The organism is Rhizobacter koreensis, assembly GCF_013366375.1.
In the GTDB taxonomy this organism is placed as follows: Bacteria; Pseudomonadota; Gammaproteobacteria; order Burkholderiales; family Burkholderiaceae_C; genus Schlegelella_A; species Schlegelella_A koreensis.
Window position 1 is genome coordinate 111,301 of record NZ_JABWMJ010000013.1, and the last position, 18,114, is coordinate 129,414.

At 64.1% G+C, this 18,114-nt stretch carries 18 protein-coding genes; 5 read left to right on the forward strand and 13 right to left on the reverse strand.

What is annotated here, in order from left to right:
• Positions 1-23: 23 nt before the first annotated feature.
• From HQN59_RS22325 to HQN59_RS22350, 6 genes are all read right to left on the reverse strand, one after another.
• On the reverse strand, positions 24-1,436 hold the full coding sequence (locus tag HQN59_RS22325; RefSeq protein WP_176071334.1) for a multicopper oxidase family protein: 1,413 nt from the start codon (positions 1,434-1,436) through the stop codon (positions 24-26).
• 22 nt (positions 1,437-1,458) lie between these two features.
• Complete coding sequence (locus HQN59_RS22330; protein WP_176071336.1) at positions 1,459-2,898, reverse strand: TolC family protein; 1,440 nt, start codon at positions 2,896-2,898, stop codon at positions 1,459-1,461.
• A 12-nt stretch (positions 2,899-2,910) separates the two neighbouring features.
• Positions 2,911-3,321: a hypothetical protein gene (locus tag HQN59_RS22335; protein ID WP_176071338.1), complete on the reverse strand. Its 411-nt coding sequence runs from the start codon at positions 3,319-3,321 to the stop codon at positions 2,911-2,913.
• Positions 3,322-3,419: 98 nt separating this feature from the next.
• Entirely contained in the window at positions 3,420-3,833 is a 414-nt protein-coding gene (locus HQN59_RS22340; protein ID WP_176071340.1) for a DUF2946 family protein, read from the reverse strand.
• 106 nt (positions 3,834-3,939) lie between these two features.
• Positions 3,940-4,389, reverse strand: coding sequence for a Cu(I)-responsive transcriptional regulator (gene cueR / locus HQN59_RS22345; RefSeq protein ID WP_176071383.1), 450 nt, complete (start codon positions 4,387-4,389; stop codon positions 3,940-3,942).
• 21 nt (positions 4,390-4,410) lie between these two features.
• Positions 4,411-6,864 (reverse strand): heavy metal translocating P-type ATPase, encoded by a 2,454-nt coding sequence (locus tag HQN59_RS22350; protein ID WP_176071342.1) that lies wholly within the window; start codon positions 6,862-6,864, stop codon positions 4,411-4,413.
• Positions 6,865-7,046: 182 nt separating this feature from the next.
• On the opposite strand from HQN59_RS22350, the gene HQN59_RS22355 reads away from it, so the two are divergent.
• Positions 7,047-7,286, forward strand: a complete 240-nt coding sequence (locus HQN59_RS22355; protein WP_176071343.1) for a heavy-metal-associated domain-containing protein — start codon at positions 7,047-7,049, stop codon at positions 7,284-7,286.
• 100 nt (positions 7,287-7,386) lie between these two features.
• Here HQN59_RS22355 and HQN59_RS22360 read toward each other — a convergent pair whose 3' ends face one another.
• From HQN59_RS22360 to HQN59_RS22375, 4 genes are all read right to left on the reverse strand, one after another.
• Positions 7,387-7,914 (reverse strand): DUF305 domain-containing protein, encoded by a 528-nt coding sequence (locus tag HQN59_RS22360; protein WP_246295092.1) that lies wholly within the window; start codon positions 7,912-7,914, stop codon positions 7,387-7,389.
• Between the two features lie 159 nt (positions 7,915-8,073).
• On the reverse strand, positions 8,074-8,301 hold the full coding sequence (locus tag HQN59_RS22365) for a hypothetical protein (RefSeq protein ID WP_176071231.1): 228 nt from the start codon (positions 8,299-8,301) through the stop codon (positions 8,074-8,076).
• Positions 8,302-8,331: 30 nt separating this feature from the next.
• Positions 8,332-8,679 (reverse strand): hypothetical protein, encoded by a 348-nt coding sequence (locus tag HQN59_RS22370; protein ID WP_176071344.1) that lies wholly within the window; start codon positions 8,677-8,679, stop codon positions 8,332-8,334.
• An 834-nt stretch (positions 8,680-9,513) separates the two neighbouring features.
• Positions 9,514-9,705 (reverse strand): hypothetical protein, encoded by a 192-nt coding sequence (locus HQN59_RS22375; RefSeq protein WP_176071345.1) that lies wholly within the window; start codon positions 9,703-9,705, stop codon positions 9,514-9,516.
• 1,606 nt (positions 9,706-11,311) lie between these two features.
• Here HQN59_RS22375 and HQN59_RS22380 point away from each other — a divergent pair.
• Both HQN59_RS22380 and HQN59_RS22385 read left to right on the forward strand, forming a co-directional pair.
• Positions 11,312-12,046 (forward strand): response regulator, encoded by a 735-nt coding sequence (locus tag HQN59_RS22380; protein ID WP_246295093.1) that lies wholly within the window; start codon positions 11,312-11,314, stop codon positions 12,044-12,046.
• An 11-nt stretch (positions 12,047-12,057) separates the two neighbouring features.
• Complete coding sequence (locus tag HQN59_RS22385) at positions 12,058-14,124, forward strand: PAS domain S-box protein (protein ID WP_176071347.1); 2,067 nt, start codon at positions 12,058-12,060, stop codon at positions 14,122-14,124.
• A gap of 10 nt (positions 14,125-14,134) precedes the next feature.
• Here the strand turns inward: HQN59_RS22385 and HQN59_RS22390 are convergent, their stop codons facing one another.
• Entirely contained in the window at positions 14,135-14,935 is an 801-nt protein-coding gene (locus HQN59_RS22390) for a Crp/Fnr family transcriptional regulator (RefSeq protein ID WP_246295094.1), read from the reverse strand.
• 221 nt (positions 14,936-15,156) lie between these two features.
• Here HQN59_RS22390 and HQN59_RS22395 point away from each other — a divergent pair, with 221 nt between their 5' ends.
• Positions 15,157-15,660, forward strand: coding sequence for a Rossmann-fold NAD(P)-binding domain-containing protein (locus HQN59_RS22395; RefSeq protein WP_176071348.1), 504 nt, complete (start codon positions 15,157-15,159; stop codon positions 15,658-15,660).
• 31 nt (positions 15,661-15,691) lie between these two features.
• The gene (locus tag HQN59_RS22400; RefSeq protein WP_176071349.1) at positions 15,692-16,729 is read left to right on the forward strand and encodes a zinc-dependent alcohol dehydrogenase family protein; all 1,038 of its coding nucleotides are present in this window, start codon (positions 15,692-15,694) and stop codon (positions 16,727-16,729) included.
• Positions 16,730-16,957: 228 nt separating this feature from the next.
• Here HQN59_RS22400 and HQN59_RS22405 read toward each other — a convergent pair whose 3' ends face one another.
• Positions 16,958-17,338 (reverse strand): hypothetical protein, encoded by a 381-nt coding sequence (locus HQN59_RS22405; RefSeq protein WP_176071350.1) that lies wholly within the window; start codon positions 17,336-17,338, stop codon positions 16,958-16,960.
• A 56-nt stretch (positions 17,339-17,394) separates the two neighbouring features.
• Positions 17,395-18,096, reverse strand: coding sequence for a copper resistance protein B (locus tag HQN59_RS22410; RefSeq protein WP_217704266.1), 702 nt, complete (start codon positions 18,094-18,096; stop codon positions 17,395-17,397).
• Positions 18,097-18,114: the final 18 nt, after the last annotated feature.

An 18,114-nucleotide genomic window follows, 5' to 3' on the forward strand; every position in this document is an offset into this window, starting at 1 on the left:
TGGCGCCGTGGGTACTGAGTAGGTCAGTGTCCGTTGTGCCCTCCTCTTGGTTTGCGCACGCGCATCTCGACGCCCTGCTCGACCCGTCTTGCGACTGGCATCGACCCGCCGCCGGCAGCGAACGAGCGGGCCGGCTCCGGAAGCGTGCCGGTGAACTCATAGGCGACCTCGCCTGCAGGGTGCCGGTACCAGCCCGGATCCTTGAAGTCACCCCTTGGCTGGTCGGCGCGGACCTTGACGACGGTGAACATGCCGCCCATCTCGACAGGTCCGAACGGGCCCTTGCCGGTCATCATCGGAAGGGTGTTCTCCGGGATCGGCATCTCCATCTCGGCCATGTCGGCCATGCCTCGCTCCCCCATCACCATGTAGTCCGGGACCAGCTTGTTGATCTGTTTGACCACTCCGGAGTGGTCGACGCCGATCATGGTCGGGGTGTCGTGCCCCATGGCATTCATCGTGTGGTGGCTCTTGTGGCAGTGGAATGCCCAGTCGCCCGGCTCGTCGGCAAGAAACTCGACGGCGCGCATTTGGCCAACGCCGATGTCCGTCGTGACCTCGTTCCAGCGCGCGCTCTCGCGCGTCCAACCACCGTCCGTTCCCGTGACCATGAACTCGTAGCCGTGAAGGTGGATGGGGTGGTTGGTCATGGACAGATTGCCCATGCGGATGCGGACGCGTTCACCCAGCCGAGCCACCATGGAGTCGATCCCGGGAAAGACCCGTGAGTTGAAGGTCCACAGGTTGAAGTCGAGCATCTCGCTCACGCGTGGCGTGAAGCTTCCCGGCTCGATGTCGAAAGCGGTCAGGACGAAGCCGTAGTCGCGGTCGACCGCCATGAACTTCGGGTCTCGGGGATGCGCGATGAACATCCCGTACATGCCCATCGCCATCTGGACCATCTCGTCGGCGTGCGGGTGGTACTTGAACGTGCCGCTGCGGCGAACGACGAACTCATAGACGAACGTCTTGCCGGGTGGGATGTGCGGCTGGGTCAGACCGCCAACGCCGTCCATCCCGTTGGGAAGGCGCAGTCCGTGCCAGTGAATCGTGGTGTGCTCGGGCAGCCGGTTCGTCACGAAGATGCGCACGCGGTCGCCCTCGACGGCCTCGATCGTCGGCCCGGGCGAGCTTCCGTTGTAGCCCCAGAGATGAGCCTTCATTCCGGGCGCGATCTCACGCACGACGGGCTCTGCAACGATGTGGAACTCCTTGACTCCGTTGTTCATGCGCCAGGGCAGGCTCCATCCGTTGAGAGTGACCATGGGGTTGTAGGGACGCCCGGTGTTCGGCACCAGGGGCGGCGCCGTCAGCGGACTCGTCTGGATGACGGGTTCCGGCAGGGCTGCCATCGCCACCTTGCTGACTGCCGAAGCAGCCACGGCAGCGCCGGTAGCCGCTGCGCCAGTCAGAAAGCGACGTCGATTCGTCGTCATAAAGTGTTCTCCGTTCGGGTGTTCAGTGGGCCGCGCCGGCACTGCCAGCGGCGGCCGGTTCAGCGCTCAGAGTCAGGCCCGCCGTGGGTCTGCCAATCAGCGCAGCCTGCAAGGCGGCGTCGGCGAGCCAGAAGTCGCGCTGTGCGTCAATCGCTTGGCTCACGCTGCCGATCTGTTCGCGCGCATCTGCCAGAAGCTCGAAGACGCCGATGAACATTCCGCTGTAACGGAGCTGGTTCTCATCGTGGATGGTCCTGCGCAGCGGCACGACTTCTTCGAGGTAATGACGGGCAAGGTCATGGGCGGTGCGATAAGCACCGTAGCTCTCCCTCACCTGAGAGCTCGCATCCACCGCGAGCTGGGCGGTGCGGTTGAGCGACGCCATGTAGGTCGCCTGCGAGCGGGCGCGGATGGCGTCGCCGAAGTCGAAGATCGGCAGCGGCACCTCGAGCTCGAAGCCCTTCTGCGGCGGCTCCCCGGTCTCGCTGTTGCGCACTGCGGCGATGTGCAGGCCGTTGACGAAACTCGTCACGCGCGACAGACCCAGGTCCCGGGCGGTGAACTCGAGATTGGCTCGCGCAAGGCGCACGTCGAGACGCTGATCCATCGCGCGCTGCGCGACCTCGGCTTCGCCCCTTGGCGTCTTGGGCAGCTCGGGCAAGCGATCGGGTAGCTTCAACTGCCGAGCCTGGACCTCGGAGAGCCCCAGTGAGCGCACCAGTGCCTCGCGCGTGCTCTGCGCCGTCTGCCGCGCCCGAGCCAGCTGCGCCACCGCATCCGCCGCAAAGGCCTGCTCGCGGGCGCGTTGCAGCCTGCTGAAGTTGCCGGCGGCTTGCATGCGGCGCGCCAACTCGGCGCTTGCGTCGGCCACGGCCTTCACCTGCTCGAAGTACTGCACCGACTGCTGGGCCGCGACTGCGCGGACCCAGTTCTGGCGTGCCTCGGTGGCTGCCTGCACCACCTCACTGGCGAGCCGAAGCTGGATCTGCTGCTGCTGGAAGTCGGCAAGGCGGAGCCTGGAGGGCACCAAAAACAGATCGAACACCGAGATTCCGAGCATGCGACCGATGTCCAGATCGGTGCTCCCGCCTTCACGTCGTACGAGTCGTTCGAACGTGAAGATGGGGTTCGGCAGCCGCGACGACTGCGTTGCCGTGGCTGAGCTCGCCGCGCTCTCGAAAAGGGCGGCCTGCAAGGCAGGGCTGTAGGCGAGTGACAGGCGCACGGCGTCGTCCGCGTTTACCGGATTGGCGAGCACCGCCTCGACGTCGCGTTGCGCCTGCTGGCGCGCGTCGTCGGTGTTCAGCCACTTGATCTCGGCTCCGACCGAGCCGCTGGTAAGCCTCTGCACACCCGCGAAGTTCTCGTTGATGGCAGAGGTGGCACATCCGCCCAGGAGGAGTGCGGTGGCCAGCGCCGCAGCGGTCAGCCCGCGTGGTCGACGGGAGTTTCTTGAAGTCATCACCGTGGGTCCTCAGTGGTGCTGGTGCGGATCGGGCTTGCTGCCCGGTGCGGCGGGCGACGGCGGCGCTGTAACAGCCGAGGGCGACGCGCCCTGGGTACCGGCGGCAGCAGCTGGTGCTCCGGCTTGGCTACCCTGAGACGTTTGTGCGGCGGCGGCCTCCTTTGCATAGACCCGCCAGCCGCCGATCCGCCCGACGTTGTCGTTTGCGGCCTTCCACGATCCCACGGGTTCGTCGGTGAAGCGCGCGTAGCCCTCGAAGGCGGAGCGGTACTGGATGCCGGAGCCCTTGGTCGGCGTCTGACCTGCCGCAGTTACGGCGGAACCAGTGGAGGAGCCCGCCTGGGCGTCCTGGGCGGTGGTCGGCATGGAGCCGACGGCGCACAGCGCAGCGAGCGCGGCGCGCGTAAGCAGCTTGTTCATTTTTCGAAGTCATCTGAGTCGCCGACACGAACGGTCGGCCTTCTCCCGTGCGGCAAACGCACGAGCCCAATCAGGCCTCGCGGGGAGGCCTCAGCGGGTCAGATGCTTCGTGGGGGCCGCTCCTGGCCGTCCGAGAGGAAGCTCGGGGCCGGAGCGAAGAGGTCAGCGAATGCGACCGTCGCGAGGTCGCCCGGCGTCAGAGCGACCGGAGGGCTGCTCACCAGCGAGGTGACCGAACAAAAGGCAGAGCAGAGATTGCACTTGTCTTCGCCGCCCGACGACAGCTCGCCGCCGGCGTCACTGCTCGAGTCATGTCCGTGCTGCGCATGGTCGTGGGCAGGCTGGGCTTGGGTGTCGATCCCGTGATGCGCGGCAACACTGCCGTCGATCATGCGCAACTCGCTTTGGCTACCCACGCCGGAAGGCGGGCAGAGCATCGCCGCAGCCATTGCACCCCGCACGGGGAGCAATACCGCCAGCAACACCAACAGCCAGATCCGGAGTGTCTTCAAAGCAATTCAGAGGCTAGCACAGCAGCCAATCTGCCGGCCCAACCACGAGAATCCTAAACCTTGTCACAGTGGCAAAGTCAAGCGCGGCGAGGCATATCTGCAGCGCTCAGTGCTTGCCTGGCCTCAGGCCACCCGCTGCCGTACGGAGCCCGCTTGGGAGAAAAGGTTCCGCGTCCGCCAGGTTCTGAATGATCGGGCAGTCAGGACGATCGTCGCCGCGGCAGCAGTGCACCAGGTGCTGAAGCGTTGCCTTCATCGCGTTCAGCTCCTGCAGCTTGGCATCCAGTTCCTGGATGTGGGCTTGCGCGAGCGCCTTCACCTGGCGGCTCGGCCGGCGCCGGTCCTGCCACAGCCCCAGCAGCTCGCGGATCTGCTCGATCGAAAACCCGAGGTCGCGCGACTGCCGAATGAAACGCAGCGTGCTCACCTCCTTGTCCGTGTACTGGCGGTACCCGGAATCGGTGCGCTGCGCCTCGGGGAAGAGCCCGACGCTCTCGTAGTGACGGATCATCTTGGCCGAGACGCCCGAAGCCTTGGCGGCTTCACCGATGTTCATGAAGTCCATGGTCGTTCGTCCTCAAACGGTCAGAGGTCGGCGGGCGGGCTCCGCCTGCAGCGCCGGGTCCACCTGCTGCTGCAGCGAGCGCCAGCGCCGCAGCATCAGCGCGTTGGTGACGACGCTCACGCTGCTGAAAGCCATGGCCGCCCCGGCAATCATGGGGCTCAGCAAACCAAACGCGGCGAGCGGAATGCCCAGCACGTTGTATCCGAAGGCCCACCACAAGTTCTGCTTGATCTTGGCGTAGGTGCGACGCGACACGTCGATGGCGTCCGCCACCAGGCGCGGGTCGCCGCGCATCAGCGTGATGCCGGCGGTTTCCATCGCCACGTCGGTGCCGGTCGACATCGCGATGCCGACGTCGGCGGCTGCCAGCGCCGGTGCATCGTTGATGCCGTCCCCGACCATCGCGACCACCTTGCCGGCACTGCGCAGTTCCTGCACGATCGCCGCCTTATCGGCGGGCAGCACCTCAGCACGGACCTCGTCAATGCCCAGTTCGGTCGCGACCACACGAGCGCTGCCCTTGTTGTCCCCCGTCAACATCACGGTCTGGATGCCTAGCTGCTGGAGCCGGCTGATGGCCTGCCGAGCCGACGCCTTGATGGTGTCGCCAAACGCCAGCAGGCCGAGAAGTTCAGCGCGGTCACCATCCTTGCGTACGAGCCAAGAGATCGTCCGGCCCTGGCCCTCGAGGCAGGCTTCTTCAGCGGCTAAAGCTCCCGCGGCCACGCCGAGCTCTCGCAGCAGCCGGCTGCTGCCCAAGGAAAAAACTTGTCCATCGACGACGGCTTCCAGACCGCGCCCGGGCAAGGCCTGGGCGTCACGGGTATTTGGCAGCTGCAAATGTTCCTCACGAACCTTGTCCATCACCGCATGCGCCAGAGGATGTTCACTAGAGCTTTGCAGCGCGCCCGCCAGACGCAGGACGTCCTTGCGGGCGACGCCAGCTGCCGGAACCACTGCCACGAGCGACGGTCGACCTTCCGTCAGCGTTCCGGTCTTGTCGAAGGCCACCATGGTGACGGCGTGCGCCACCTCAAGCGCCTGGGCGTCTTTGATCAGGATGCCTTGACGGGCAGCGACCCCGGTGCCCGCCATGATGGCAGTCGGCGTCGCCAAGCCGAGCGCACACGGGCACGCAATGACCAGCACCGCGACAGCGTTGATGAGCGCCTGCTCCCAGTTGCCGGTCCCGAGGGCCCAGCCGAGAAAGGTCGCCAACGCAATCACCAGCACGACCGGCACGAACACGGCGCTCACCCGGTCGACAACGCGTTGGATCGGCGCTTTGGCGGCCTGAGCAGACTCGACCATGCGGATGATGCGAGCCAGCGTCGTTTCCGCGCCAACCGCGAGAGTCTTGACGGTGAGCACGCCTTCGGCGTTGATCGCGCCTCCAGTTACCCTGTCGCCCACGCCCTTGGCGATCGGGAGGCTCTCTCCGGTGATCAGCGACTCGTCGACGTGGCTGCGGCCTTCAGTAATCTCTCCATCCACCGCCACGCGCTCGCCGGCGCGCACCACCACCAGGTCACCAACGGCGACCTGTTCGACGGGGACCTCGAGTTCGGCACCGTTACGGCGCACCCGCGCGATCGCCGGGCGAAGTGCGTTCAGCGCGCGGATCGCGTCGGCGGTTTGCCGCTTCGCGCGTGCCTCGAGCCACTTGCCCAGCAGCACTAAGGTAATCACTGCGGCGGACGCCTCGAAATACAGGTGCGGCATACCGTGCGCGGCGTGGCGCCACAGCAGGTACAACGAGAGCCCGTAGGCGGCGGAGGTGCCTAGCGCCACCAGCAAATCCATGTTGCCGCTGCCGGCGCGCACCGCCTTGTAGCCCGCGCGATAGAAGCGCCAGCCCAGCCAGAACTGCACCGGGGTGGCCAGCGCCAGCTGCAGCCAACCGTCCAGCATCCAATCGACTCCGAAGAGCTGCAGCAGCATCGGCGCGACCAGGGGAATCGTCAGGGCTGCGCTGAGCGCGACCGGCCACCACTCGGGGAGTCGTCGGGAAGCCGGCGGCGCGTCGCCTTCCTGTTGCTGCCCGACTGCGTAGCCGGCGTTCTCGATCGCGCCCTGCAAGGCCCTGACCGAGACCGTGGAGAGGGCTTCGAGCGATGCCGTTTCCGTCGCCAGGTTTACCGAGGCGGAAAGCACCCCCGGAGCTTTGAGCAGCGCCTTTTCGACCCGCGCCACGCAAGAGGCGCAGGTCATCCCCTCGACCTTCAGATCCAGCCGTTGAGTAGCTACGTCGTAGCCAGCTTTGCGCAACGCTGCCGCGAGCGCTTCGGGACGCACGGCAGCATCGGCCTGAACCGAAGCTTGTTCGGTGGCCAGGTTGACAGTGGCTCCGCGCACGCCAGGAACAGCCTTCAGGGTCGTCTCCACGCGGCGCACGCAGGAGGCGCAGGTCATTCCGGTGATTTGCATTGCGATGGCGCTCGGGTTGCTCAGGGCGGCGGTGTTCATGGGTGGCTCCAAGGGCAATGGTCTGTCGAGTGCAGGCATCTTCTTCCTTCTAACCGTGGGAAGGTCAAGCACCTTCTGAGCAAAGTGATGCCGAAAGAATGGTTATTCCCGAAGCGTTTTGACGATCTAACGGTGGCAAGGCCGACAGTACCCTCATCGCAATGTTTTTTGAGGCGTGCACCGTGATTGCCTTTGAAGTGAACGACGTGACGTGCGGCCACTGCGCCAGCACGATTACCAAAGCCATCCAGACAGTCGACAAAGACGCCAAGATAAGCAACCACGAGGTTCGAATCGAGCCCGGCTCCGGCGAAACGCCAGCATTCCGCGACGCGATCAAGGGTGCTGGCTACACGCCCGAGCCCTTGGATGCGGCTCGACCCTCCGCCGCACCGCAGCGGCGTGGCGGCTGCTGCGGCTGAGGAAAGCGGTCGGCCCTCGTCGCGACGCGCAATCGGCTCGGCGTAGGCGCTGAACTTGCGTAGGCGAGGTGCTGACGGGTCGGAGCGGCGGCGCTTTGCTTCAATTCGAAGCTTTCAGGCGAGCCGCGATCGCCTCCATCTGGCGGATCTCGGCCCGCTGCGCACCGATGATCTCGCCGCACAGCTTCACCAACTCTGGATCTGTAAGGCGCGCCTCGCGGCACATGAGGATGGCTCCAGAGTGATGCGGAATCATGGAGTCGACGAACTGCCCATCGTCCACCAAGGCCTGCGAGCGCGTGGCAAGGAACGACCCGACCAGGAGAGCCGCCAATCCTGCGTAAAGCACGAGGTTGAGCCGCTTGTTTCCATACATGGAGCCCATCGTGGCCAGCATGATGACACCCATTGGCGCGAGCATTGTCAACGCCATGTAGAGCATGTTCACGTTGTTTCGGTAGTCGCCCCACCCATCGATCATGGTGAACATGGCGAGATACATCGGAATCAGGCTCAGCGCTAGATTGAGGGCGAACATCCCGTACGCACGCGCACTCGAGCCACTGTGTTGCGAGGCGGCATGTCCCTTGTGGTGATCGTCGTTCACGCAGATTCCCTTGTTGCTCAAGTCACCCCATTCTCGACCTTGCCACTGAAGCAATGTCAAGAGCCCCAACGCTTGTCGCCGAAGCTTCAGGTAGGTACGGTTTGACATCTTCATGGCCTCGGAGACATGTCTGGGCCCCGGTTCGCGTACCCGCGCGCCATCCTGCGTCACGGTAACCCGCTAAGCGGACCAACTGCAAGCCCCCGTTAAAGAGGCCGGATGGTCCGCAGTAGTCGTTCGACGCGCCTTGCACGCCCGCGGCCGGTGTACACACGCTTCCTGCCGGTAGTACGGCAGGTGATCGACGAAGCGGCTGATCAGCGTATGCGCGAGCCGCCCACCGGTGGCCATGCCGCCGTCGACGATCTGCGGCTCGGTGCACAGCCAGAGCGCGTCGATGCGGATCAACGCAGCAACTCGCGCAACCAGGCCGCGCAGTCACCGGCCGCGCCGGTGGGCCAAGCCACGTTCACCGTGGTGCTGCCGCGGCGGATCTCGACGCGGATGGGCTTGCCCGCAGTCGGGGGACTCTGCGAATCGTTCGGTGTCGGCGCCGGCAACCGACATCGCGACGAACTCCATCGGCCGACCTGCTATCGGGTCACTCGGCTCCTTCGCGGTGGTGCTCGCGCCCCGACCGCGCCGCGACTGATGTACCAGGTTGTCGTTCAGGTCGAACGTGCGTGGGATCGCCGCCACGCACGCGCCCGGCTCCGAGCACGCGGAAATGACCTCGGCCTTGAACTGCGCGCGGTGCCGCCGCCTCGGCTTCGACTTGACGTCCATAGATGTCCATCAAACTTTGATGGACATCATCCTCACCCGCCGCCTACAACGATTCAAGGTGGGAGGACAGGACGCTCACGCTAGCGCGGCGCGCTTGAGCAGCTCTGACATGAAGTCACCTGAGTGGCCGACGCAGATCGGTCGGCTGCCTCTCATGCGGTGGACGCACGGGCCTGTCAGGCCTCGCTCAGAGGCCTCAACGGGTCAGATGCTTCGGGAGGTCGCTCCTGGCCATCCGAGAGAAAGCTCGGGACAGGAGCAAGAAGGTCAGGAAACGTTGCCGCGGTGAGATTGCACGGCGCGATGGTCGCTGCGGGGCCGCTTACCAGCAAGGTCACCGAGCAGAATGCAGAGCAAAGATTGCACCTGTCCTGCCCGTCCAGGGCGCCACCGCTCCCACTGTCGTCGCCTGAGCCACGCTCGTGCTGGGCGTGGTCAAGGGCGGCAGCAGGTGTGGCAACCTTTAGGCCGTGGTGCCCCTTGGCACTGCCATCCACTGCACGCATCTCGCTCTGACCGCCGGCGCCGGAGGGCGGGCATCGCATCGCAGCGGCCATTGCAGCCCGGACGGGGAGCAGCACCGCAGCAATACCAGGAGCCAAATACGCGCTGGGTGGGGTCAGTCCAGGGAGCCTAGACCTTGTCACAGTGGCAAGGTCAAGTGGGTACAGCACGTTTGCGGACGCGGGCACCACGTTTACATGGCTCTTTCGACACGACGATGCGGCAGAGCATCCAGCGTCCTAATGCCATCACCCTCGCGGCTTGAGGATGGATCGGGGCGAATGACCCCAATCTCCTCCTCAGCCGGAACACTGATAAGAGAGCTCAGTATTATTTCTTGGGAGCCTGGCTGGATGGCTGCGGAGTTTCCCCGGCCGGCTGCAACGTGCCCGATTTGGCCGCGTTGCTGGTATCCGCCTTCACGCCGGCGCGGCTTTTCGCGGCCTGGGTCTGGGGCTGCATGTGGTCGGGCTTGACACCGCCGACACCCGCTGGCGTGAGGCCGCCCATATCACGTTCCATGCGGGTTTCGCTCTTTCGCTCTGCCCGAGTCCTCGTCGAGCTAGTGTCGTTGAGAGCATCGTTCGCCTGAGGGCCTTGGCCCGCAGGGGCAAGGGACCCGGACGCAGTCGTGCCCTTAACGCGCGTAGCCTTCGCCGAGCGAGCCGTCGGGCACGGCCGCATCTGCGCACGTGGCGCGCCCCTCCCACCATCGGCTGTGTGATCGTGCCGCGTGCGCGCCGCGTTGCTGCAGTCTGCCGACGACCCTTGGGCAGCGGACGCGGTGCTTGCAGATATCGCCAGCATGGCGGCGAGGGAAAGGAAAGTGATTTGCTTCATGGTGATCTCCGATTTGGAACGTAAGGAATGTGGCTGATCCCGCTCACGAGCATCGAAGCAAGCAGCGCGCTTGGGGCGGGTGGACGAGTCAATGTATGTGCAGTACCGCCTCGTCTATTTGATTTATCTCAACAAAGACGATTGAAGCCGGCTTTGTTGCCGTACCTTGCAAAACGCAATTCATGCGTTCTGCCTAAAACTAGCCTTACGGGCAACATCCAAGCTGCATCCTCCCCATGACACCGCAAGCATGCGCATCGGCTGCCGTCCTCTGTCAGCTCATATTCGAGCAGCCACTTCAACACTTTGCCGATTTCCAGCAGGACCTGGTCCGGAGGCCCGCAGGTTCCCCCTGCCATCTGGGATTGATCCCGGCTCCCGCCCGTGAGCAGATCACTTACACTCTGCGCACATGTGGCGTGTTGTTCGGTTTTCCCTGTTGTGGCTCCTTGCCATGGCTCTGCCAATGCAGGGCCTTTCGGCTGCAGCCATGCTGGCATGCGGCGGTCATAGCGAATCCCCGTCGACGCCGAAGAAGGCTGGTCATACGCATGGTGTCACGGCCGAGCATCGCCATCCCCAGGTGGCTGGTGCGAGCCAGCATGCCCATGCTGGAGTTGATCGCGCCCCTACCGGTAAAGTTGGCGTCCAAAATGGCGCCTCGCAGAGATGCAGCGCCTGCGCTTTATGCTGCACAAGCGCTGTCGTTCCGACATCAACCGTCTCGTTCGAGCCGGTCAAGCTTAACGACTTCTTCCCTCCCCAAGTCGCGCGCACGTTCGCTCCGTTCGCGACCGAAGGTCTCGAGCGACCTCCTCGACAGTTCCTCGCCTGACGCGTTCGTGACGCGGTAGTGCGCCGGTATCCCGGCACATTGCCGTCGTCGCCGTCGCCACCCCCCCCGACTTCGCACTGCCGGCTCAGCCGGGCGTCGGGCACAGCCGAGGAATCTCATGTCATCAGATCTGTGCATTGCCACATCGGCAGTGCTGCTCGCCACGACCGCCGCCGCCGCCGTCGCGGCTCAGCCAACCGTGTCTCCCCACGCAGCCGCGTCTACGGTCACCGCTGAAAACGCTAGGAGCGCGTACCGCTCCGTGGTCGATCGCTCCCGCGTGTTGCTTGACCGCCCGGCGAAATCCTGCCTACAAGCAACTGAGCAAATCGGCGGCGGGCTCGCCTATGCGCAAGCTGCGTTCGGAGGCCAGCGGTATGACGCAGGGCTGCGACACCCACCTTCGCGAGCCGCCTATATGGCCTTGAGCTCGCTGGTCGCATGAGCCGGGCCATGCACATCGCAGTTCTCGACGACGAGGTCGAAATCTGCGTCCTGCTCGCCAACTATTTAGAACGGCACGGGTATCGGGTAACCCAGCTGCACAACGGACGGTCGTTGATGGAGTTGATGGCGATCGATCCGCCAGGGCTGGTACTGCTCGATCTCGGGTTACCCGGGGAAGACGGCTTGTCGATCGCACGCCAGCTCCGCGAGCACTGGAAATGCGGGCTCGTGATCGTCACAGGGCGTGGCGATTCGGTCGACAAGATCGTCGGCCTCGAGGTTGGCGCCGACGACTATGTCACCAAGCCCTTTGACCTCCGTGAGCTGCTGGCCCGCATCAAGGCCGTACTTCGGAGGACAAATCCTGACCCTGCGCTTGCGGCTGTGCTTGAGCCCAGCATCACAGCAACTGGAACGGCGCGCAGCAAGTTCCGCCTGGCCAATTGGGAGCTCGACATCCCCGCCCGTCGCCTGACAAACCCAGAAGGCCGCGAAGTATCGCTGACCGGCGGTGAGTTTGACCTCCTGTGCGCTTTTGCGCAGCACCCAGGCCGGGTGCTGACGCGCGACTTTCTCCTTGAGCAAACCCGAGGCCGCGAGGCCGGGCCGTTCGACCGCACGATCGATGTGCAGGTGGGCCGGCTACGCAAGAAACTGGAAAGCGATTCGGGGAACCCTCAAATTATCAAATCGGTGCGGGGCGCGGGCTATATCCTCGTGCCGCCCGTCACCTTTGACTGATCCGGCGCGTCATGGCTCAAAACCTTTTCGGGCAGCTGCCCTCAGGCATCGACGAACCGACCGTCTTTCGCACGCTCTTCGCGGCCTATCCCGATGCCCTGATCGTCGCTGATGCTTCCGGAGCGATCGTGCTGGCCAATCCCTCAGCGGCAAACCTGCTCGGCTACACGATCGAGGAGCTCGTGAGCTTGCATGTCGATGCACTGGTGCCGGACGGCATCCGCCCTCGCCACGCAGCTTACCGAGGCGCCTATGGTCAAAGCCCCCGACCACGGCCGATGGGGACGCAGGAACTCGTCGCCAGGCGCTGTGACGGGTCGGAAGTGATGGTCGAGATCGCACTCAGCCCGCTGCAGAACCACGGCTTGCCGCTCGTTGTCGCGGCCATTCGCGACATTCGTGCATACCCGCGCGTCCAGCAGGCGCTGCGCCGCGCCCGCTACGCCGACCACCTCGCGCAACTCGGTCGGCTCGCCGTCGATACTCTGGATGCGCAAACGCTCTTGCAGCGGGTTCCAGAGATTGCCGCGGAGGCACTCGACGTCGAGATCGCCATCGTGTTCGTGCTCGAGCCGAATCGGCTCGAGTTCCGGGTCGCAGGCAGCGTCGGCTGGGTCGGCATCGAACCCGCCGGACTGCGTGTGCCGAACCGGCCGGATACCCCGCCCGGCTATGTGCTGGAACAGTCAAAGCCCGTGATCGTGACGGACTATCCAAGCGAACATCGCTTCCTTGTCCCGTCCGCTTACCTCGACGCCGGTCTAACAAGCGGTCTGGCCGTTCCTCTGACCGACCTAGGCCGCACGATCGGGGCGCTGACTGTGCGCACGCGAAAGACCAGGGTCTTCGGCGACGACGAGGTCAGCTTTCTCGAGTCTCTGTCGAACCTGCTAGCGACGAGTTTGCAACGGGCCCAGGCCGACGAGGCGCTGAACCATGCTCAACGCTTGGAGAGCGTGGGCCAGCTGACCGGCGGCATCGCCCATGACTTCAACAATCTGCTGACTGTCATCAGCGGGAATCTGCAGGTGCTCGAAGAGCTTCCATCTCTAGCCGAGGATCCCTGGGGCCGGCATCTCGTTGATGCGGCGGCCCGGGCCACCCGGCGCGGCGCCGATCTGACGAGCAAGCTGCTGACGTTTTCGCGGCGACAGCTGTTGCAACCGAGCTCGATCGATGTCGGCGTACTGCTCAATTCGCTGGCCGACGTGCTCCGACGGACGCTTGACCAGCGCATTCGCATCGAAGTCGACGTGGCCCCATCGTGCCCGCCCGTACAGGCCGATCCGGCCCAGCTCGAGTCGGCGCTGCTCAACATTGCCATCAACGCCCGCGATGCGATGCCCGAAGGGGGCACCCTAAGATTTCAGGCCAGCCCATGCGGCGAGTTGCCGGGCACGATTCGTGACGGGCTCGAGGCTCCTAGCCGGCAAGAAGATGGGTATGTCGTCATTTCAATCATCGATACCGGCAGCGGTATGCCGGAAGAGGTGAAGGAACGAGCCTTCGAGCCGTTCTTCACGACCAAGGAGGCTGGTCGTGGCACGGGCCTCGGTCTAAGCACGGTATACGGCTTCGCCAAGCAATCGAAGGGTGCAGTCGCGATCGACAGCGCGCCGGGCAAAGGCACCACGTTCACCCTCTACGTTCCGCGGCCAAATCGGTCTGAGACGACCGTTACAGAAGCTGTACCCCCTGGTAAAGACGTGCCGAAAGGCCTTGAGGTGTTGCTGGTGGAAGACGACCTCGAGGTGCGCGCGGTGGTCCACACTTTTTTGGAGACGTTGCATTGCAAGGTGACAGTCGCGACCAGCGGCGAGCAGGCGTTGCTCGCGCTTCGCGCCGCAGGGCGCTTCGATCTCCTTCTCACAGACATCGCGCTCGGTGCCGGCATGCGCGGCACCGAGTTGGCGACGCAGGCGCAGAAACGCTTTCCGAGCATGGCGGTGTTGTTGATGTCAGGTTTCTCGTCCGAACTGCTCGACGCCGACTGTGACTCGCCGCGCAACTGGGAACTGCTGCGCAAGCCCTACAGCCGGGAGGAACTCGCTCAAGCCATAGCGCGCGTCATCGATTGAGCCGGCCAGGCTACTGGAGCATCGGCACCGGCGTCAGACAGCGCTGAACGAACGCTGACAGCGCCTCCACATCGGGGATGCGCACATTGCGCCTGCCCTTCTCTGCGAAGGCGATGACTTTGTCCCGCGCGAGCTTCGACAGGGAACGGCTCACCGTCTCCAGTGTCATGCCGAGGTAGTTGCCTATCTCGGCGCGCGTCATGCGAAGCGTGATCTCGTCGGTACGCATGCCGCCGTCGGCCTGCGACTGCGCCCAGGAGCGCAGGAAGTCAGCTACTCGCGCATCAGCAGGCAAGGTGCAGACCGACATCAGCGCGTCGCGATCACGACCGATCTCGCGGCTCATCGCTTCATGCAACAGCGCGAGAAGCGCGGGCTGCACAGCGCAGGCGACGAGCAGCGCGTCGTATCGGATCACCCAGACCTCACCGGTGTCGATGGCTACCGCGTCACATGAGTACCGGCCGTGAGCGATGCCGTCAAAGCCGAGCCAGTCGCCGCGGAAATTGAGGCCGACGACCTGCTGGCGGCCATCAACCGACAGATTCACAATCTTTACCAAGCCGGAATTCAGGATGTAGAGGTTCCCGAATTGCTCGCCAGCCTGGTAAATCACGTCACCAGCATGGAGCATGCGCCGCGCCGGCGCCAGCGCGTCGCTCAGCAGTTTCAGTGCGCCGGAAATTCGATAGCCGGCCTGCTGGCTGGCGCTTATGTCGGTCTCTCGCACCGGCCCGCAGACAGCAGCTAGCGCGCGAGCGAGGCGGGGGAGGGTCGTCTCGCTATGCATCGGGTTAACAGTAGCAAGCATCCAAGTTTCCTGTGGCATACATGTCGATGCCCGTAGGCTAGGCGGCGTGCGCGAACGCAGTGACAACAGTGCACCTCGTTGGGTAACACTGCATCAATCGAGTGTGTCCGGGGCGTATCAGGGCCGAGCAGCCTTTCGTTGACGTGCATCAAGGGCAATTCCGGGCTCCTCGGTAATCATCGTTCACAGTCGTGTGTCGGTTCGGTGCACGCACCCATCCGATGCAACTTCCCCTGAAACCTAGCGGCGCCCTCCCTTTCGACCCCATCACGCCGCGCGAGCTGACCGCGCTGCTTGCCGAAGCCAATGCTTTGCAGGCCGCCGCGGGAGCCGGCAAACTCGATGCGCTGTTGCGGGGCAAGAATTTCGGGCTCCTCTGCGAGTCGATGGAGGATGCCGATGTTGCGTTCTTTCGGCTTGCGGCTGTGGAACTCGGAGCGCACGTGGCTTGTATTCGAACGCGCCTTTCGGAGCTGAGCACTCCCCAAGAGGTGCAGCGCACTGCGCGCATGCTCGGCCGCCTGTACGACGGCGTTGAGTGTCAAGGCATGACGCCGGCCCTGATACGACAAGTTCGCGCCGAGGCCGGCGTGCCCGTTTACGACGGCATAGCGTCGCAAGATCACCCAACGGCCCGGCTGGCGGATTCTCTTAGCGGTACGGCGTCTCCCGCCGATCGACGACGCTTGGTACTGCAGGCGGTGTTGCTGAACACGACCACCTGAGTCACTCTTACTTCAAAGAACAGGGATAGCTATGCAAGCTCTCGTCTACCACGGCCCTGGCAAGAAAGCGGTCGAGGACCGTCCGAAGCCAACAATCCAAGCGCCGACTGACGCCATCGTCAAGATCACCAAAACGACCATTTGCGGTACCGATCTGCACATCCTAAAGGGCGACGTTCCTACCTGCAAGCCAGGCACGGTGCTCGGCCACGAAGGGGTCGGCAGGATCGATTCAGTGGGTCCTGGGGTCATGACCTTCAAGCCCGGAGACCCCGTGTTGATCTCGTGCATCAGCGCCTGCGGACGCTGCGAGCCCTGCCGCAAGGGAATGTATTCGCACTGCACCACGGGTGGCTGGATCCTGGGCAATACGATCGACGGCACCCAGGCCGAATTCGTTCTCATCCCCCATGCCGACACCAGCCTGTATCCCGTTCCGGCCGGGGCCGACGAGGAGGCTCTCGTCATGCTGAGCGACATCCTCCCAACCGGCTTCGAGTGCGGCGTGCTTAACGGCAAGGTCCAGCCTGGCTCGACCGTCGCCATTGTTGGTTCCGGACCTATCGGCCTCGCGGCACTGCTTACGGCCCAGTTCTATGCACCGTCGGAGATCATCATGATCGACGTCGACGCCAACCGTCTGACTGTAGCGAAGCGATTCGGCGCGACCGCGACCGTAAACAACACCAGTGGAGACGCGGCTCGACAGGTCATGGCGCTGACTGGCAAACGAGGCGTCGACACTGCGATCGAGGCAGTCGGCGTACCGGCAAGCTTCTCGCTTTGTGAGGGAATCGTGGCAGCCGGCGGCACGATTGCCAATGTTGGCGTTCACGGCGTCAAGGTCGACCTGCACCTGGAGCGACTGTGGTCTCACAACGTGACGATCACAACGCGGCTTGTCGATACAGCCTCAATCCCGATGCTGCTTAAGACTGTACAGTCCAAGCGCATCGACGCGGGGCAGCTCATTACGCACCGGTTCCGCATGAGCGACATGCTGCAAGCTTATGACACGTTCGATGGGGCCGCTGGCACCAAGGCACTCAAGGTCATCATTGAAGCGTAAGGTCGGCGTGGTGACCATAGAGTGCGCGCAACGCTCAACGTCTTATCCAGGTTGCGATAGGGACGTGCGGCCAAGAGCGCAGGCCAGCCCGGCGAGAGAAAGGAATCAAGCCATGACGCCGGCTCAAGACCGCGAACACTGCAAGAGCGCGGCCCGGTTTCAAAGGCGCATGGTGGAGGCTTACTGCTCGGGGTGGTCGACCCGTTCGCCCCACAAGGGCAGCGGTGCCTACTTGGCTTCTGCGGCCAGTTGCCAGTGCAGTTTTGCCAGGGCTATATTCTCTTCTGCAGCTTGTTCGTAGGTCTGCGAAAGACGGTCACAGTGCCGTGCCAGAGTCTCATGCGCCTGGGCGCTGCTTCTTGGGGCCGTGTTTCTTCGATATGTCGCTGCATAGCCTTTGTGCCGCTTCGCCGCAGCCGCATCAACGATCGCCTGACGCTCGTACTGCAATGCAACGTCTTCGTGGTCTGACCGGCTGCTCGCGGTCTCGATCTTCTGCTCAATGCCTGCAGGAGCCTGGGGCAGCTGCGTAGCGCATCCCGCTACGATTACCCCTCCGGCTAGCGCGAGAAGAGCGCCCGAACCAAACGATCTAAAGCTCTTTGTCATCATTTTCTCCTGTTAAGCGTTGTCTTTGGCCTTTCTGCCTCAGCACCGCCGGCTGACTAGAACCATGCGCGGACGCCGGCAACCAAACTCCATCCACCAATGTCCTCGCCCCGATTCCGGGCGAACTGAGCCGTGCCGCCATAGCTGCGCTGCCACGAGGCGCCGACATAGGGTCCGAATTCCCGTCTGATCTCGTACCGCAAGCGAAGCCCCATTTCGACATCGTTGAGGCCGCGCCCGATTCCTTGCTCCCTCACCTTCTGAAGTGCGATATTGGTGGCCAAGCGTGGTTGCAGGACCCAGCGCTGAGTCAACAACAGCTCGTACTCGAGCTCTGCCCGCGCCGAGACATTGCCCCGTTCGCTCACGAACGCTGCGGCCTGTACTTCGAACCGGTATGGGGCCATGCCCTGGACCCCGAAGACCGCGTAGCTGCGACCCGGCGCCTCCGGCCTCGGCTTTGCGTAGCGCACGCCGGCTTGCACGTCCCAGAACGGCGCCACCAGCCGACCGTACAGCAACTGGAGGTCGACGCCTTCCAGCTTGCTGTTGTATGGCTTCGTACCTTCCGCGTAGGCCCAAAGTCGGTTGTAGTCGCCACCTACCCAGCCAGCCGTATTGAAGCGCAGGGCGTCGTCCGCCTTGGTGCCGCCGGTGTAACGCGTCGTGGTGTGCTCGAGCTGGTCGATAAGGAAATAGCTGCGAATGGGGCTGTCCTCCACCGGTGCAATCTTTTGAGCCTGTGCCAGCGGAATCACGAACGTGCACGCAAGCGA

What these genes read in the sequence shown, in the direction of transcription:
- HQN59_RS22390 (WP_246295094.1), bottom strand. Translation starts at nt 14,935, where the DNA reads ATGCTTGCTACTGTTAACCCGATGCATAGCGAGACGACCCTCCCCCGC.
- HQN59_RS22370 (WP_176071344.1), bottom strand. Translation starts at nt 8,679, where the DNA reads ATGGACGTCAAGTCGAAGCCGAGGCGGCGGCACCGCGCGCAGTTCAAG.
- HQN59_RS22325 (WP_176071334.1), bottom strand. Translation starts at nt 1,436, where the DNA reads ATGACGACGAATCGACGTCGCTTTCTGACTGGCGCAGCGGCTACCGGC.
- HQN59_RS22395 (WP_176071348.1), top strand. Translation starts at nt 15,157, where the DNA reads ATGCAACTTCCCCTGAAACCTAGCGGCGCCCTCCCTTTCGACCCCATC.
- cueR (WP_176071383.1), bottom strand. Translation starts at nt 4,389, where the DNA reads ATGAACATCGGTGAAGCCGCCAAGGCTTCGGGCGTCTCGGCCAAGATG.
- HQN59_RS22335 (WP_176071338.1), bottom strand. Translation starts at nt 3,321, where the DNA reads ATGAACAAGCTGCTTACGCGCGCCGCGCTCGCTGCGCTGTGCGCCGTC.
- HQN59_RS22400 (WP_176071349.1), top strand. Translation starts at nt 15,692, where the DNA reads ATGCAAGCTCTCGTCTACCACGGCCCTGGCAAGAAAGCGGTCGAGGAC.
- HQN59_RS22350 (WP_176071342.1), bottom strand. Translation starts at nt 6,864, where the DNA reads ATGAACACCGCCGCCCTGAGCAACCCGAGCGCCATCGCAATGCAAATC.
- HQN59_RS22375 (WP_176071345.1), bottom strand. Translation starts at nt 9,705, where the DNA reads ATGGAACGTGATATGGGCGGCCTCACGCCAGCGGGTGTCGGCGGTGTC.
- HQN59_RS22405 (WP_176071350.1), bottom strand. Translation starts at nt 17,338, where the DNA reads ATGACAAAGAGCTTTAGATCGTTTGGTTCGGGCGCTCTTCTCGCGCTA.
- HQN59_RS22380 (WP_246295093.1), top strand. Translation starts at nt 11,312, where the DNA reads ATGCACATCGCAGTTCTCGACGACGAGGTCGAAATCTGCGTCCTGCTC.
- HQN59_RS22330 (WP_176071336.1), bottom strand. Translation starts at nt 2,898, where the DNA reads ATGACTTCAAGAAACTCCCGTCGACCACGCGGGCTGACCGCTGCGGCG.
- HQN59_RS22385 (WP_176071347.1), top strand. Translation starts at nt 12,058, where the DNA reads ATGGCTCAAAACCTTTTCGGGCAGCTGCCCTCAGGCATCGACGAACCG.